The 15,020-nt window shown below is 71.9% G+C and carries 11 protein-coding genes; 5 read left to right on the top strand and 6 right to left on the bottom strand.

From position 1 onward, the window contains the following. Nucleotides 1-91: 91 nt before the first annotated feature. Both ACFV2X_RS14355 and ACFV2X_RS14350 read right to left on the bottom strand, forming a co-directional pair. A complete protein-coding gene (locus ACFV2X_RS14355) occupies nucleotides 92-1,753 on the bottom strand; it encodes a M4 family metallopeptidase (protein ID WP_385616028.1) in 1,662 nt (553 codons plus the stop codon). 321 nt (nucleotides 1,754-2,074) lie between these two features. Further along, nucleotides 2,075-4,309 carry a M4 family metallopeptidase gene (locus tag ACFV2X_RS14350; protein ID WP_385616026.1) on the bottom strand — a complete coding sequence of 745 codons (2,235 nt, stop codon included), beginning with the start codon at nucleotides 4,307-4,309 and terminating at the stop codon, nucleotides 2,075-2,077. Nucleotides 4,310-4,720: 411 nt separating this feature from the next. Between ACFV2X_RS14350 and ACFV2X_RS14345 the strand changes: the two genes are divergently transcribed. After that, nucleotides 4,721-5,245 carry a DinB family protein gene (locus ACFV2X_RS14345; RefSeq protein ID WP_385615812.1) on the top strand — a complete coding sequence of 175 codons (525 nt, stop codon included), beginning with the start codon at nucleotides 4,721-4,723 and terminating at the stop codon, nucleotides 5,243-5,245. Between the two features lie 72 nt (nucleotides 5,246-5,317). On the opposite strand, the gene pepE is transcribed toward ACFV2X_RS14345, so the two are convergent. After that, a complete protein-coding gene (gene pepE, locus ACFV2X_RS14340) occupies nucleotides 5,318-6,046 on the bottom strand; it encodes a dipeptidase PepE (RefSeq protein WP_385615810.1) in 729 nt (242 codons plus the stop codon). Nucleotides 6,047-6,133: 87 nt separating this feature from the next. Further along, nucleotides 6,134-6,949 (bottom strand): IclR family transcriptional regulator, encoded by an 816-nt coding sequence (locus tag ACFV2X_RS14335; RefSeq protein WP_385615807.1) that lies wholly within the window; start codon nucleotides 6,947-6,949, stop codon nucleotides 6,134-6,136. A gap of 140 nt (nucleotides 6,950-7,089) precedes the next feature. Here ACFV2X_RS14335 and ACFV2X_RS14330 point away from each other — a divergent pair, with 140 nt between their 5' ends. The 4 genes from ACFV2X_RS14330 to ACFV2X_RS14315 all read left to right on the top strand — a co-directional run bounded on the left by ACFV2X_RS14330 (nucleotide 7,090) and on the right by ACFV2X_RS14315 (nucleotide 11,224). Then, nucleotides 7,090-8,052, top strand: coding sequence for a DUF1177 domain-containing protein (locus tag ACFV2X_RS14330; protein WP_014176261.1), 963 nt, complete (start codon nucleotides 7,090-7,092; stop codon nucleotides 8,050-8,052). Nucleotides 8,053-8,074: 22 nt separating this feature from the next. Continuing rightward, nucleotides 8,075-9,736: an OPT family oligopeptide transporter gene (locus tag ACFV2X_RS14325; protein WP_385615804.1), complete on the top strand. Its 1,662-nt coding sequence runs from the start codon at nucleotides 8,075-8,077 to the stop codon at nucleotides 9,734-9,736. 94 nt (nucleotides 9,737-9,830) lie between these two features. After that, nucleotides 9,831-10,586, top strand: a complete 756-nt coding sequence (locus ACFV2X_RS14320; RefSeq protein WP_385615801.1) for an AroM family protein — start codon at nucleotides 9,831-9,833, stop codon at nucleotides 10,584-10,586. Continuing rightward, nucleotides 10,583-11,224, top strand: coding sequence for an aspartate/glutamate racemase family protein (locus ACFV2X_RS14315; protein ID WP_385615798.1), 642 nt, complete (start codon nucleotides 10,583-10,585; stop codon nucleotides 11,222-11,224). Before ACFV2X_RS14320 ends, ACFV2X_RS14315 begins: the two co-directional genes overlap by 4 nt. Before the next feature lie 63 nt (nucleotides 11,225-11,287). On the opposite strand, the gene ACFV2X_RS14310 is transcribed toward ACFV2X_RS14315, so the two are convergent. After that, nucleotides 11,288-13,174 (bottom strand): ABC transporter ATP-binding protein, encoded by a 1,887-nt coding sequence (locus ACFV2X_RS14310; RefSeq protein ID WP_385615796.1) that lies wholly within the window; start codon nucleotides 13,172-13,174, stop codon nucleotides 11,288-11,290. Further along, the gene (locus ACFV2X_RS14305; protein WP_385615793.1) at nucleotides 13,171-15,000 is read right to left on the bottom strand and encodes an ABC transporter ATP-binding protein; all 1,830 of its coding nucleotides are present in this window, start codon (nucleotides 14,998-15,000) and stop codon (nucleotides 13,171-13,173) included. The genes ACFV2X_RS14310 and ACFV2X_RS14305 overlap by 4 nt, the downstream gene beginning before the upstream one ends. Nucleotides 15,001-15,020 lie beyond the last annotated feature (20 nt).

The raw sequence follows: 15,020 nt of genomic DNA, 5'->3' as shown, positions 1-15,020 counted from the left end.
CTACCCGGCGGAACAAAGTGCGGAAACATGACGGTGCCCGGGAACGGGACCCGGGCACCGGCTATGTGGTGCTACTTCAGTTGATGCGTTTTTACGGCTTGACGTTCACTCCGGCCCACGCCGAGTTCACGCCCTTGTACTCGGCGCTGTCCGCCCCGTACAGGTCGGTCGCGGCCTTCAGCGTCGCCTCGCGCGCGGCGTGGTAGTCGGTGGTCGAGGTCATGTACGTGGTGAGCGCCTTGTACCAGATCTTCTCGGCCTTGTCGCGGCCGATGCCCTCGACCTTGGAGCCGTCGGCGGTCGGGCTGTCGTACTTGACGCCGTTCACTTCCTTGGCGCCGCTGCCCTCGGAGAGCAGGTAGAAGAAGTGGTTGGCGACGCCGGAGGAGTAGTGCACGTCCAAGTCGCCCACGCCGTCGGACCAGTTGTCCGCGGAGTTGCCGTCCTTGCTGGGCTTGTCCATGTAGCGCAGCGGGGTGCCGTCGCCGTTGATGTCGATCTTCTCGCCGACCAGGTAGTCGCCGGGGTCGCTCGCGTTCTTCGCGTTGAACTCGACGGCCGCGGCGAAGATGTCCGAGGTGCCCTCGTTGAGGCCGCCGGACTCACCGCTGTAATTCAGGTTGGCGGTGGCCGACGTGACGCCGTGGGACATCTCGTGGGCCGCGACGTCGATCGAGGTGAGCGGGGCCTTGTCGCCCTGGCCGTCGCCGTACGTCATGCAGAAGCAGCTGTCGTCCCAGAAGGCGTTGACGTAGTCGTGGCCGTAGTGCACCCGGGAGTACGCGCCCTTGCCGTCGCCCGCGATGCCGTCGCGGCCGTGCACGTTCTTGTAGTAGTCCCAGGTGAGGGCCGCGCCGTAGTGGGCGTCGACGGCCGCGGTCTGCGCGTCGTCGGGCTTTCCGGTGCCCCACTTGTCGTCGTCGTCCGTGAACGCCGAGCCCTCGCCGGACTCGCTGCCCTTGAGGTCGGTGGTCCGGTGGCCGCCGCGGTCGGCGTCGGTCAGGGTGTAGCCGCTGCCCTCCTTGGCGGTGCCGAGCTCCACCGAGCCGCTGTACTGGCTGGTCCCGCTGCCGGTCTCGATGCCCTGGTACTCGAAGAGCTTTGCGCCGGTGCCGGCGTCGGTGATGACGTGCAGCTGGTTGGGGGTGCCGTCCTTCTGTATGCCGCCGACGACGGTCTCGTACGCGAGGACCGGCTTGCCGGAGGCGGCCCAGATCACCTTGCGCGGGGCGCCGTCGGCCGCCGCCCGCCGGGCGTCGTCCGCCTGGGCGCGCTTCACCGCGGCCCGCTCGGCGGCGGCCGGGGTCACCTTGGCGGTCGTGGAGGGGACCGCGAGGGTGGCCTTGACGGCCTTGGTGACGCTCTTGATCTTGTTGTTCGCGGACTCGTGGACGATCAAGTCGCCGCCGAGGACGGGCAGTCCGTCGTAGGTGCGCTCGTAGCGGGTGTGGACGGTCCCGTCGGCGTCCCGTACGACGTCCTTGACGACCAGCTTCTCCTTGGCGCCGAGGCCCAGCGCCTTGGCGGTGTCGGCCTTGGTGGCGTTGGCGTCGCGCAGCAGCTCCGCGCGGGCCGAGGCGGAGAGCACGGTGGGGCGCGCGTCCGCCTTGGTGCCGGTGTTCGTGGTGGCGGCGCCGGCCTGGCCCGTGGTGACGCCGGTGGCCAGCAGGGCCGCTGCCGCGACCGCGGCACCGGTGGCGGCCGCCGTGCGGCGCTTCCTGCGGGCAGGGGAGTGGGCAGGCGAAACGGACATGTTCGAGGTCTTGCTCACGCGAACTCCTCATTGCTGTGGGGGGTCAGGTCCGGGCGGCGGGGAAGTGCCGCCCGGACCTGAACAAGAGGTACGGTGCGATCGCGTTGGGCAGACTGTCACACAAGGCGCGTACATGTCACGAGCTTTGGGGCAGGTAGGCGGCAAAATGTTCGTTTAATGTTGATCAATGTTCGCCATGCGGGGCGGAGTTGTGGCTCGGAGAGCGACAGAAGAGGCGCCGCCAGGGGGAGTCGGGTCACCCCTGGCGGCGCCTGCCCGGTGTCCGGACGGCTCAGCACCTCATCCGGATGTGCGCGTCGTTCAGAACGTCAGCTTCCAGCTGTTGATGTAGCCGGTGTCCAGCGAGGCGACGTCCTGCACCTTCAACTTCCAGGTGCCGACGGCCACCTCGGACGAGGCGTCCACGGTGTAGGTGGTCTTCACGTCGTCCGCCGAGTCCGAGGAACTGGAGTTCTTCAGCCGGTACGCCGTACCGTCCGGTGCCACCAGGTCGATCACCAGGTCACCCCGCCAGCTGTGCACGATGTCCACGCCCACCTGGAGGTTGGACGGCGCGTTGCCCGCCCGGCTCACCGTGATCGAGGAGGTGACCGCGTCGCCCGCGTCCGGGATGGCGACGTCAGCGGTGTTCTCGAAGACGTTGCCGCCAGTGGTGTTCACGGTCCAGGTGAAGGACAGGGTGGCCGACTTGCCGGTCGAGTCGGTCACGGTGACCGTCACGGTGCCGGAGCCGAGCGTGGTCGGAGTGCCGGAGATCAGGCCGGTCGAGGAGTCGATCGACAGCCCGGCGGGCAGCCCGCTGGCGGAGTAGGTGAGCGCGCCCGGGTTGGAGCTGGTCGCCGCGATCTGCAGGCTGACGGCCTGGTCGACGATGCTGGTCTGGTCGCCGGGCGCGGTGATGGAGACGCCCTCGACGATCCGGGATCCGACGTTGACCGCGGCCCAGGTGTTGGCCACCGTGTTGTACTCGGGGCTGGCCTGGCCGAAGAGCTCGCTCGCCGCCCACAGTGTGGCGTCCCGCGCCCCCGCGTAGTTGGTGTTGGAGGTCATGCGCTGGGTCAGCGCCTTGAACCAGATCTTCTCGGCGTTGGCCCGCCCGATGCCGGGGACCGGCAGGTTGTCGTAGGTCGGGCTGTCGTAGCTGACGCCGTTGATCACCTTCGCGCCGCTGCCCTCGGAGAGCAGGTAGAAGAAGTGGTTGGCGACGCCGGAGGAGTAGTGCACATCGACGTTGCCGACGCCGGAGTACCAGTTGTCCTTGGACGCGCCGTCCTTGCTGGGCTTGTCCATGTAGCGCAGCGGGGTGCCATCGCCGTTGATGTCGATCTTCTCGCCGACCAGGTAGTCGCCGGGGTCGTTCGCGTTGTTGGCGTTGAACTCGACGGCGGCGGCGAAGATGTCCGAGGTGCCCTCGTTGAGGCCGCCGGACTCACCGCTGTAGGTGAGGTTGGCGGTCGCGGCGGTGACGCCGTGGGACATCTCGTGGGCCGCCACGTCGATCGAGGTCAGCGGCTTGGCGTTGCCCGAGCCGTCGCCGTACGTCATGCAGAAGCAGGAGTCCTGCCAGAACGCGTTGACGTAGCCGCTGCTGTAGTGCACCCGGGAGTACGCCCCGACGCCATCGCCCCGGATGCCGCTGCGGCCGTGCACGTTCTTGTAGTAGTCCCAGGTCAGCGCGGCGCCGTAGGCCGCGTCCACACCGGCGGTCGCGGCGTCGCCGGTCGTCCCGTTGCCCCAGACGTCGTCGGCGTCGGTGAAGAGCGTGCCCGTCCCCGAGGTGCCCCGGTTGAGGTTGTACGTCTTGTGCCCGCCGCGCCCGCCGTCGGTCAGGTTGTACGAGCCCGAGCTGCCCGACGTACCGAGGGTGACCTGCCCGCTGTACTGGCTGTTGCCGGTGCCCTCCTTGACGCCCTGGAACTCGAAGAGCTTGGCGCCGGTGTTCGCGTCGGTGATGACGTGCAGCTCGTTCGGCGTGCCGTCCTCCTGGAGGCCGCCGACGACCGTCTCGTACGCGAGCGTGGGCGTGCCCTTGGCCGCCCAGATCACCTTGCGCGGCGCCCGCTCGGCCTCCGTCTTGCGCGAACCCTGCGCGTTCGCCGCCTTCACCGCCGCCTTCTCGACCGTGGCGGGCGCGACGGCGGCGCTGGTGGAAGCGACCTTCACCTGCGCCTTGGTCGCCTTGGCGACCGACTTCACGGCGCCGCTCTTGGCCCCCTCGACGACCAAGTCGCCGCCGAGGACGGGCAGCCCGTCGTAGGTGCGCTCGTAGCGGGTGTGGACGGTGCCGTCGGCGTCCTTGGTGACGTCCTTGACGACCAGTTTCTCCTTGGCGCCGAGGCCGATTGTCCTGGCGGTGGCGGCCTTGGCGGCGTCGGCTTCCCGGATCAGCCCGGCGCGCTTGGCGGGGGAGAGGGCCACCGGCAGGGCGCCGGGGTCCGGCTTGGCGAAGACCGTGCCGGCGGCCGGGGCGGAGGTGTTCGGGGAGCCGTCCGGGCGGGCGGCGGCGGGGCCGGTCTGCATCCCGACGGCGAGCATGGCCGCCGCGGCAACCAAGGCGCCGCTCGCGACGGCGCGGCGGCGGGATGCCTGGGGTCTGTGGGGTCTGTGGGGGCGTTCGGAGGTCGATCTCACACTGACTCCTTCTGCGCTGGCCGCGCGGTGGCGCGACCGGGTACGACCGGACGGCCGGGTGAGGCCGCCCGGGCATGACGGGGCAGAGCGCGTGGGGGGAAGGTGCGAAGGTGTGCATGCGGGTGCCGACGGTGTCGAAGCTCAGCCGCGAGCTGTGGGGGAGCTGTGCGCCGAACGAGGGAAGGGTGTCATCGGTGGACTAGTCCTGTCAGGACCGCGACAAGAACTTGGCCGGAAAGCGTTCGTTGGCAAACGGCCCGCGTTCGCATTTCGGATGGGGCGGGGTGGGGCGGGGTCCGTCCGTAGCATCGCTCCATGCCGACGCCTGTGAACCCGATCGACGAACCGCCGCACTCGCTCGCCGACACCCGCCAGATGCTCGACGCCTATCTCGACTACTACCGGAGCGTCGTGCTCCATAAGCTCGACGGGCTCAGCGAGAGCGAGCTGCGCACCTCCCGACTGCCCTCCGGCTGGAGCTCGTTGGAACTGCTCCACCACCTCACCCACGTCGAACGGCGCTGGCTGCGCTGGGGTTTCCTGGGCGAGCCGGTGGAGTCGCCCTGGGGCGACCGGGGCCCCGACGACCGCTGGCACGTCCCCGACGACATGTCACCGCAGGAGGTCCGGGCGCGGTTCGAGGAACAGTGCGCCTGGTCCCGGCGGGCCGTGGCGGACGTACCGCTCGACCGCCGGGCGCCCGTCGGCGGCCGTTTCGCCACGGAGGCCGAGGCCCCGACGCTCGGCTGGATCCTCTTCCATCTGCTCCAGGAGTACGCCCGGCACGCCGGACAGCTCGACGTCGTACGGGAGTTGACGGACGGCGCGGTCGGGGAGTGAGCCGCGGGGCGCGCGTGGATCAGGCCCGGCAGGCGGTTCGGGCCGGGCAGGGGTTCAGGCGGGGCAGGCGGTTCAGGCGGGGCTGTCGAACCGCGGGCGCTCGTCCAGCAGGGCGCTCAGGTCCGCGCCGGGGCTGAGCTCCGCAGGCGCCGCGCCGCGCCGGAACAGGACGGCTCCGGCCGCGATCCCGCCGAGCGTCAGCCGGTCCGCGTCCCGGCGCAGCCAGGTGCCCTCGCGCAGCCCCACCACCGGCACGTCGTTCTCCTCCAGGAACTGCTCCAGCCGCTCGGCCCGCGTCTCGCCCATGTGGCCCAGGTCCGGCCGCGGGTCCAGGTAGTGCGGGTTGATCTGGAACGGCAGCAGGCCCAGGGCCTCGAAGCTGGGCGGCTGGACGATCGGCATGTCGTTGGTGGTACGCAGGGTGGGGCAGGCCATGTTGGTGCCCGCGCTCGACCCCATGTACGGCACACCGGCCGCCACCCGCTCGCGGATGGCCCGCACCAGGCCGTGCTCGTGCAGGGCCTTCAGCAGCCGGAAGCTGTTGCCGCCGCCCACGAACACGGCCTCCGCACCGCCGATCAGCCCGGCCGGGTCGGCGGCGGTGTGCGCGCCGGTCACCTCGATCCCCAGGGGCTCAAGGGCCTTCGCCACCTGCGCGGTGTAGCCGTCCCGGTCGGCCAGGGCGTACGGCACGAACACCAGCCGCCGTACGCCGTCGAGCAGCGCGCCGATCTCCTCCCGCGCGTGATCCAGATAGCCGCGCCCGGGGGCGGTGGAGTTGGACAGCAGCAGCAACCGCATGATGGATGGTCCTTCCTCGGACGGACAGAAAAATGGGCGGAAAAAATGTGATGCAGCAGCTCAGCGCCACACGTGTGACGTTGCCGCTCAGCGCCCGTCGTGGCGCGGCGGGACATGGCGCGGATGGGCCGGCGTCAGCAGCCTGCCCAGGTCCGCCGCGGCCTGCTGCAGCGGCCCGGTCAGTTCCTCCCGGCGGCCCCGCAGCTCCTCGAGAGCCGCGGCCAGGGACAGCGTGCCCACCGGCCGCCGGCCGACGAGCACGGGAACCGCGAGCGCCGCGGTCTGCGGATCGTACTCGCCCTCGGAGTACGCGTGGCCGAGGCGCCGCACCTCGGCGAACCGCTCCTCCAGCCGCACCGGATCGGTCAGCGTGTTCTCGCTGAACCGCGCCATCGGGCGGCCGTACAGCAGGACGGCCCGATCGCCGGGCGGCAGCATACCGAAGTAGGCGCGGGAGGTGGCCCCGGCGTGGGCCGGGTAGAGCTCGCCCGCCAGGGCGTAGTACCGCAGCGGCCCGGTCGCCCCGTCCGCGGCGGCGACACAGCGCATATGGACGCCGTCCGGCACCGCGAACAGCGCGCCGACCCCGACCCCCTCGGCGAGCGCCTCCAGCGTGGGCCGCACCAGGCTGGCCATGCCGCCGCCGCGCTCCCACACCCGTGACAGATGCCACACCGCCGGGCCCAGCCGGTAGCGGCGGGTGCGCTGGTCGGAGACCAGGAAGCCGCGGTACGCCAGCGCGGCCAGCAGCCGCTGCGCGACCGACTTGTCCAGGCCGAATTCCGCGGCGATCTCGGTGACGCCCCACTCCGGGCGCTCCCGGTCGAAGGACAGCAGGACATTGAGGACGCGATCCGCGGTCTGCAGCGGTGGCGTGCCGGTTACGGGTGACTGCTCGGGCATGACGGAAGAATAAACATTCCCGCATATCGAGAAAACATTGCGCTCGGCGGGACGGTCGGCTGACTCTGGGGCGACCGGAATCCGGGCCTCCCCATCGCCGCTCGCCCGGACCGCAACCTCGTTCGTCCTGAGAGGCACCCGTGCTCAAACACGTCCTTGAGATCATCGAACTCCTCGACCGCCCGCAGACCAGCGGGAAACTGCTCGCCGACCACCTGCGCGCCGTCCAGGCCGCCGCCGGTGCCGACCCGGCCACCGCGCCGCGGATCGAGGTGCGCACGGTCGAGGGCGACAAGGGCAGCACGGACTTCGTCACCGTCACCGTCCCCGGCCGCCGCGGCCGGCTCAGCGGTGGCGACGCGCCGACCCTCGGCATCCTCGGCCGGCTCGGCGGCGTCGGCGCCCGCCCGGAGCGGATCGGGCTGGTCTCCGACGCCGACGGGGCGGTCGCGGCGCTGTCCGCCGCCGCGAAGCTGCTGGACATGCACGCCCGCGGCGACGTCCTGGACGGCGATGTGACGCTCTCCACCCATGTGTGCGGGTGGGCCCCCACCCAGCCGCACGACCCGGTGCCCTTCATGGACTCCCCGGTGGACACCCTGGTGTGCAACCGCGAGGAGATCTCCCCCGCGATGGACGCCGTCGTCTCCATCGACACCACCAAGGGAAACCGGCTGCTCAACCACCGCGGCCTCGCCCTGTCGCCGACGGTCCGCGAGGGCTGGATCCTGCGGGTCAGCGAGGACCTGGTGTCCATCCTGGAGACCGTCACCGGGGAGCCCGCGCGTGTGCTGCCCATCACCACGCAGGACATCACCCCGTACGGCAACGGGGTGCACCACCTCAACTCCATCCTCCAGCCCGCCGTCGCCACCGAGGCCCCCGTCGTCGGCCTCGCCATCACCGCCGCGACCGCCGTGGCCGGCTGCGCCACCGGCGCCAGCCACGAGACCGACATCGCGGCCGCCGCCCGGTTCGCGATCGAGACCGCCAAGGAGTTCGGCCGCGGAGCCGCGCGCTTCCTCGACGACGAGGAGTTCGCGCGCCTGGTCGAGCTGTACGGCCCCATGACCCATCTGCAGGCGCCCGTCCCCGCGCAGTGATTCCCCGCGCCCAGGAGTCCCCATGAACCCGAACACCCAGACCACCGCGGAGGCCACCTCCACGCCGGTCGAAGCGCACCCCAGAGCCTTCGAACCGATCACCCTCGTCATCACCGTCCTGATGTCGGTCCTCGGGGCCCTGATCGGCATCGTGCTGATCACCTCGCTCGGCGTGTCCCCCAACACCGCCGTGATCGGTGCCCTGGTGGCCATGCTGATCGGGCGCATCCCGGTCGGTGTGCTGGCCCGGATGCGCTCCCAGCACCGGCAGAACCTGGTGCAGTCGGCGATCTCCGGCTCCACCTTCGCCGCGGCCAACTCCCTGCTCACCCCGATCGCCGTGCCCTTCGCCCTGGGCCGTACCGACCTGGTGTGGCCCATGCTGGGCGGCGCCGTCATCGGGCTGGCCGTCGACAGCTGGGTGCTGTACCGGGTGTTCGACTCCAAGCTGCTGCCCGCCACCGGCTCCTGGCCCGCGGGCATCGCCGCGGCCGAGACCATCAAGGCCGGGGACACCGGCGGGCGCAAGGCCGCGGTCCTCGGCGTGGGCGCGGTCGTCGGCCTGGTGGGCGCGCTGTTCAAGTTCCCCACCAGCGCCGCGGGCGTCGGCTTTCTGGGCAACATCTGGGCGCTCGCGATGTTCGGCGTCGGGCTGGCCGTCGGCCAGTACGCCCCGGACTTCGGCTTCGACCTCGGCGCCGAGCGGGTGCCGCACGGCCTGATGGTCGGCGCCGGTCTCGTCGCCCTGGTCCAGGCGCTGCTGCTGATGCGTACCCGCAAGGGGAGCACAGGCCCGGCCGCGGACGCAGAATCCGACGAGGACGAGCGTACGGTCCAGGCCCCGCGGCTGCGCCGCGGCCTGCTGGAAGGCATGGGGCTCTTCGTGTGCGGCGCGATCGTTGTCGCCATCGCCGGCGGAGTGGTCGGCCGGCTGTCCGTCCCCGCCCTGGTCGGCTGGGTGGCGCTGGCCGGGATCGCCGCCATCGTGCATCAGCTCATCGTGGGCCTCGCGGCGATGCACTCCGGGTGGTTCCCGGCCTTCGCCGTCACACTGATCTTCCTGATCATCGGCCTGGTCCTGCACATCCCCACCGTGCCGCTCGCACTGATGGTGGGCTACACCGCCTCCACCGGCCCCGCCTTCGCCGACCTCGGCTACGACTTCAAGGCCGGCTGGCTGCTGCGGCGGAACGCCGTGCCGTGGCAGCCCTTCGAGATCGAGGGGCGGCGCCAGCAGTACCTCGCCCAGCTCGTCGGTTTCGGCGTCGCGCTCGTCGTGGTCGCCATCGCCTGGAAGTCGTTCTTCTCGGACGGGCGGGTGCCGCCGGTGTCGGAGGTGTACGTGGCCACCATCAAGGGCGGCCTCGAACCCGGCACCATGACGACCATGCTGCTGTGGGCGATCCCCGGAGCGCTCATCCAGCTCATCGGCGGGCCGTCCCGGCAAATGGGCGTTCTGCTGGCCACCGGGTTGTTGGTGGCCACGCCCGACGCCGGGTGGATGGTGCTCGGTGCCCTGGCCATCCGCCAGGCGTACACCATGTGGCGCCGCCGCGGGCTGACCGACCCCGAGGCGCGCAAGGAGTCCGATGAGCAGTCGGAGAACGATCTGTCGCTCGTGGGCGCCGGGCTGGTGGCCGGGAGCTCGCTGAACGACGTGGGCCAGCTGACCAAGGCCCTGTGACCCGGGCGCGCGTGCTGTTCCCGCCCTCCCAGAACACTGATTCCCGCCCTCTCCGAACACTGATAACCAGAACACTGATGAGGAGCCACCACCCGTGACCACCCCGGCCCTCGGCCTCGTCACCATCGGCCAGGCCCCGCGTTCCGATCTGCGGCCGGACGCCGAACCGCTGCTGCCGGGCGTGCGCCTGGTGGAACACGGCGCGCTCGACGGCGAACGGTTCGACGGCCCTGCCGAGCGGGAGACCCGTCGGCTGCTGGCCCCCGAGCCCGGCGAGGCGCCCCTGGTCTCCCGGCTGCGCGACGGCGGCTCGGTCGTGCTCGGCCATACGGCGCTGGTCCCACGCATCGAGCGGGCCGTGGCCCGAGCGGAGCAGGACGGTGCCGCCGCGACGCTGCTGCTGTGCACCGGCCACTTTCCCGCCGTACGGGCGAACCGGCCGCTGCTGTTCGCCGAACCCCTGGCGCTGCACGCGGTCGCGGCCGCCGTCGGCCCCGACCCGGTCGGTATCGTCTGCCCGCACCCGGATCAGGCCGAGGACGCGGTCCGCCGCTGGTCCGACGTACTGCCCGGCAGTGTCCTCGCCGCCTCCGCCAATCCGTACGCACCGCCGGAGCAGGCCCTGGACGAGGTGGCGGCCGCCGCGCGGACCCTCGCCCAGGGCGGCAGCTCCTGGATCGTCCTGGACTGCATCGGCTACACCGAGCGGATGCGGGAGGCCGCGGTCCGCGCCGCCGGCCGCCCGGTCCTCCTGGCCAGGGCCATCGCGATCCGTACGGCGGGGGAGGTGGTGGCCGCCTTCGGCCACTCCGCCCAGGCGCTCGGAGGCCGGCCCGGGAACGGCTCATGATCTCGCACATCGGCGTGATCCGCGTCCTCACCAGCGATGACGCCCTGGCCGTGGCGGCCCACGGCAGGGTCATCGAGGAGCGGTACGGCATTCCGGCCGTCTCCCGGTGCATCCCCGGGCAGCCGCACGGCATCCACGACGACGAGTCAGAGCGCCGCGCCGAACCGAAGATCGTCGCGCTGGCCCGCGAACTGGCCGCCGACGGGGCAGCGGCCCTGGTCATCAGCTGCGCCGCCGACCCGGCGCTTGAGCGCACCCGCGAGGCGGTCGACGTGCCGGTGATCGGCGCGGGTTCGGCGGCCGCCGCTGTAGCGCTGGGCCTCGGCAGCCGTGTCGGCGTGCTGGGCATCAGGGACCAGGCGCCACCCGCCGTGCGCGCGGTCCTCGGTGAGCGCTTCGCGGGCGCCGCACGGCCTCGGGGAGTGCACCGTACGACGGACCTGCTGGCCCCCGAGGGCCCCGCGGCGGTGCTGGAGACCGCCGCCGGGCTGGTCGTGGCGGGCGCGGACACCCTGCTGCTGGCCTGCACCGGCCTGAACACGATCGGGATCCGCCCGCTGCTGGAGGACCGGCTCGGGGTGCCGGTCGTGGACCCGGTGCTCGCCGCCGGACTGATGGCCTCGTACGGGCGGGGCTGAACGGCACGGGCACGGCGGGTACCGCAGCAGACGCTGCCCGGCCCCGGCGAGCGTGGCGAGCGATCACACCAGACTCTCCCGCCACGCCTGGTGCAGCGCCGCGAACCGGCCCTCGCCCGAGATCAGCCGCTCCGGGGAACCGTCCTCGACGATCCGGCCGTCCGCCATCACCAGCACCCGGTCGGCGATCTCCACCGTCGACAGGCGGTGCGCGATGACGACGGCGGTGCGGCCGCGCAGCACCGTGTGCATGGCGCGCTGCACCGCCCGCTCGCCCGGGATGTCGAGCGAGGAGGTCGCCTCGTCGAGGATCAGTACGGACGGGTCCGCGAGCAGCGCCCGGGCGAAGGCCACCAGCTGTCGCTGGCCCGCGGAGATCCGCCCGCCGCGTTTGCGCACATCCGTGTCGTAGCCGTCGGGCAGGGCGGCGATGAAGTCGTGCGCGCCGATGGCCTTGGCGGCGTGCTCGATTTCGGCTCGGGTGGCGTCGGGGCGGCCGATGGCGATGTTGTCGGCGACCGTGCCGGAGAAGAGGAACGCCTCCTGGGTGACCATCACCACGCCGCGGCGCAGCTCGGGCGTGGCCAGTTCGCGCAGGTCCACGCCGTCGAGCAGGACCCGGCCGTCGGTGGGGTCGTAGAAGCGGGCGAGCAGTTTGGCGAGGGTGGACTTGCCCGCGCCGGTCGCGCCCACCACGGCCACCGTCTGTCCGGCCGGCAGCGTGAGGTCGAAGCGGGGCAGCACCTCGCCGCCCGTACGGTAGGCGAAGCGCACACCGTCGAAGACCACTTCGCGGCCGGGCAGTTCGGAGGAGCGGGGCGGCAGCGGCTTGGGGTCGGCGGGCTCGGCCACGGAGGGCCGCTGGGTGAGCAGGCCGGCGATCTTCTCCAGCGACGCGGCCGCGGACTGGTACGAGTTCAGGAACATCCCCAGGCGGTCGATGGGGTCGTAGAGCCTGCGCAGATAGAGCGCGGCCGCGGCCAGCACGCCCAGCGCCAGGTCGCCGGAGGCCACCCGGTAGGCGCCCCACAGGACGATCGCGGCCACCGCCGCGTTGGCCACCAGCCGGGAGCCGACCACATAGCGGGCCATCTCCAGGATCGCGTCCCCGTTCACCCGCTCATGGCGGTGGTTGAGCGCGTGGAAGTCCGCGTCGTTGACCCGCTCGCGGCGGAACGCCTGCACCGGCCGGATGCCGTTCATGGTCTCGGTGAACTTGACGATGACCGCGGCGATGGCCGTGGACCGCTTGCGGTAGACGAGCATGGAACGCCGCTGGAAGCGGCGGACCAGCAGATACAGCGGCCAGAAGGAGAGCACGGCCGCACCGCCCAGGCCCCAGTCCAGATAGAGCAGCGTCACGGAGATGTAGACGCCGGAGAGCGCGACGCCCAGCAGCTCCTCCAGCCCCTCGCTGAGCAGTTCGCGCAGCGACTCGACGTCCGTGGTGGCGCGCGAGATCAGCCGGCCGGAGGTGTAGCGCTCATGGAAGTCGACGCTGAGCGCCTGCGCATGGCGGAAGATCCTGCCCCGCAGATCGAGCAGCACGTCCTGGCTGATCCGGGCCGAGGTGCGGATGAAGGCGTACTGGAGCGCCCCGGAGGCGAGCGCGCAGCCGAGGTAGGCGACGGCGACGGCGATGAGGGGGCCGTGGCCGCCGTCGCGGAAGGCGGGTACGGCGGTGTCGATGGCGTACGCGACGAGCAGCGGGCCGGCCTGCACCGCGGCCTGCTGCAGGAGCAGCAGTACGGCCGCCACCCAGACCCGGCCGCGGCGCGGGGCGAGCAGCGAGCGCAGCAGCGTGAGGGAGGCGCCCTTGGGGGCGGGCAGCACATCCCGGTCGAAGGGGTCGCCGTCCGGCGCCGCCCCGGGCTTGTCCGCGGTCCCTGGCTTGTCCGCGGCTTCTTCCGCGTTCGTGCCGGTGCCAGTGCCGGTAGCGGTCTGGGTCATCGGGCCTCCTCCCGCTCGATACCGGACATCAGCGACCGGTACTCCGCGCTGTCGCCCAGCAGTTGATGGTGGGTGCCGACCGCGGCGATCCGCCCGCCGGAGAGCAGCGCGACGCGGTCGGCGAGCAGCACGGTGGACGGGCGGTGGGCGACCACCAGCGCCGTCGTCGTCGCCAGCACCTGGCGCAGTGCGGCCTCCACCAGGGCCTCGGTGTGCACGTCCAGCGCGGACAGCGGATCGTCGAGGACGAGGAACCGGGGCTGCCCGACCACGGCCCGCGCCAGGGCGAGCCGCTGGCGCTGACCGCCCGACAGGCTCAGCCCCTGCTCGCCGACCTGGGTGTCGGCGCCCTGCGGCAGGGCGTGTACGAAGTCGGCCTGGGCCACCTGGAGCGCCCGTACGAGATCGGCCTCGGCCGCCCCGGCCGCGCCCATCCGAACGTTCTCCCCCGCGGTCGCGGAGAACAGCGTGGGCTCCTCGAACGCGACGGCGACCAGCTCGCGCAGCTCGTCCCGGGGGAGGGTGGTGATGTCCCGGCCGTCGAGGGTGATCCGGCCGCGCGTCGGCTCATGGAGGCGCGGCACCAGGGCGGTGAGCGTGGTCTTGCCCGAGCCGGTCGCTCCGACCAGGGCCATCGTCTCGCCGGAGCGGATGTGCAGATCAACCCCGGCCAGTACGGGCGGGGCGTCCGGCGGCGCGTCCGCGTACCGGAACTCCAGGCCCTCGAAGCGCAGCCCGTCGTGGGGTGTGGTGGTGCGCAGGGCGTCGGCGCGGGGGGCCGCAGACTGCTGCTCCGCAGTCGACTGCTCCGCCGTCGGCTCGTCCATCACCTCGAAGAACCGGTCCGTCGCCGTCGCCGCGTCCTGGCTCATCGCCAGCAGGAAGCCCAGCGACTCCACCGGCCAGCGCAGCGTCAGCGCCGTGGAGAGGAAGGCGACGAGCGTGCCGGCCGACAGATCGCCGTCGGCGACCTGCACCGTGCCGAGGACCAGGGCCGCGCCGATCGCCAGCTCGGGCAGCGTCATGATCAGCGCCCAGATCGTGGCCAGCAGGCCCGCCTTGTGCAACTCCGTCGAGCGGACCCGCCCCGTCAGCGCCCGGAAGGCGCGCGCCTGGCTGCGGTGGCGCCCGAAGCCCTTGACGATACGGATGCCGAGGACGCCCTCCTCGACGACCGTGGTCAGATCGCCGGTCTGGTCCTGGACGGTGCGGGCGACGACCGCGTAGCGCGTCTCGAAGACGGAGCACAGGATGATCAGCGGAATGGCCGGGAGCAGCAGGACCAGCCCCAGCGTCCACTGCTGCGCGAGCAGGATGGCGAACCCGACGAGGACCGTGACCCCGTTGACCACCAGGAAGGTGAGCGGGAACGCGAGGAACATCCGCAGCAGCATCAGGTCGGTCGTCGCGCGCGAGAGCAGCTGCCCGGACGCCCAGCGGTCGTGGAAGGAGACCGGCAGCCGCTGCAGATGCTGGTACAGGGCGGCGCGCATCGAGGCCTCCACGAAGGCCAGCGGCCGGGCCACCAGCCAGCGCCGCACCCCGAACAGCCCCGCCTCCGCGACGCCGAGCCCCAGCAGCAGGGCGCCGCCCAGCCACACCCCGCCCGGCTCCCGGTGGGCCACCGGGCCGTCCACCAGCCACTTGAGCACAAGCGGGATGACCAGGCCCATACAGGAGGCGACGGCCGCGACCCCGGCCGCCATCAAGAAGCGCGTTTTGACGGGCCGTACATAGGGCCACAGGCGCGACAGCGAGCGCGTGGCCGAGCGTTTGGTTCTCGGTTCCTTCTCCGGTTCCCTGAGTCGTTCATGGGTGGCAGCCATCACCTGCCGAGGTTACGGTC

The sequence above is a fragment of the Streptomyces sp. NPDC059679 genome (assembly GCF_042734105.1).
Lineage (GTDB): Bacteria > Actinomycetota > Actinomycetes > Streptomycetales > Streptomycetaceae > Streptomyces.
Note: the sequence above shows the minus strand (reverse complement) of the source record. Positions and strands in the feature narration are given on the sequence as shown.

What these genes read in the sequence shown, in the direction of transcription:
- ACFV2X_RS14355 (WP_385616028.1), bottom strand. Translation starts at nt 1,753, where the DNA reads ATGTCCGTTTCGCCTGCCCACTCCCCTGCCCGCAGGAAGCGCCGCACG.
- ACFV2X_RS14350 (WP_385616026.1), bottom strand. Translation starts at nt 4,309, where the DNA reads ATGCTCGCCGTCGGGATGCAGACCGGCCCCGCCGCCGCCCGCCCGGAC.
- ACFV2X_RS14345 (WP_385615812.1), top strand. Translation starts at nt 4,721, where the DNA reads ATGCCGACGCCTGTGAACCCGATCGACGAACCGCCGCACTCGCTCGCC.
- pepE (WP_385615810.1), bottom strand. Translation starts at nt 6,046, where the DNA reads ATGCGGTTGCTGCTGCTGTCCAACTCCACCGCCCCCGGGCGCGGCTAT.
- ACFV2X_RS14335 (WP_385615807.1), bottom strand. Translation starts at nt 6,949, where the DNA reads ATGCCCGAGCAGTCACCCGTAACCGGCACGCCACCGCTGCAGACCGCG.
- ACFV2X_RS14325 (WP_385615804.1), top strand. Translation starts at nt 8,075, where the DNA reads ATGAACCCGAACACCCAGACCACCGCGGAGGCCACCTCCACGCCGGTC.
- ACFV2X_RS14315 (WP_385615798.1), top strand. Translation starts at nt 10,583, where the DNA reads ATGATCTCGCACATCGGCGTGATCCGCGTCCTCACCAGCGATGACGCC.
- ACFV2X_RS14310 (WP_385615796.1), bottom strand. Translation starts at nt 13,174, where the DNA reads ATGACCCAGACCGCTACCGGCACTGGCACCGGCACGAACGCGGAAGAA.
- ACFV2X_RS14305 (WP_385615793.1), bottom strand. Translation starts at nt 15,000, where the DNA reads ATGGCTGCCACCCATGAACGACTCAGGGAACCGGAGAAGGAACCGAGA.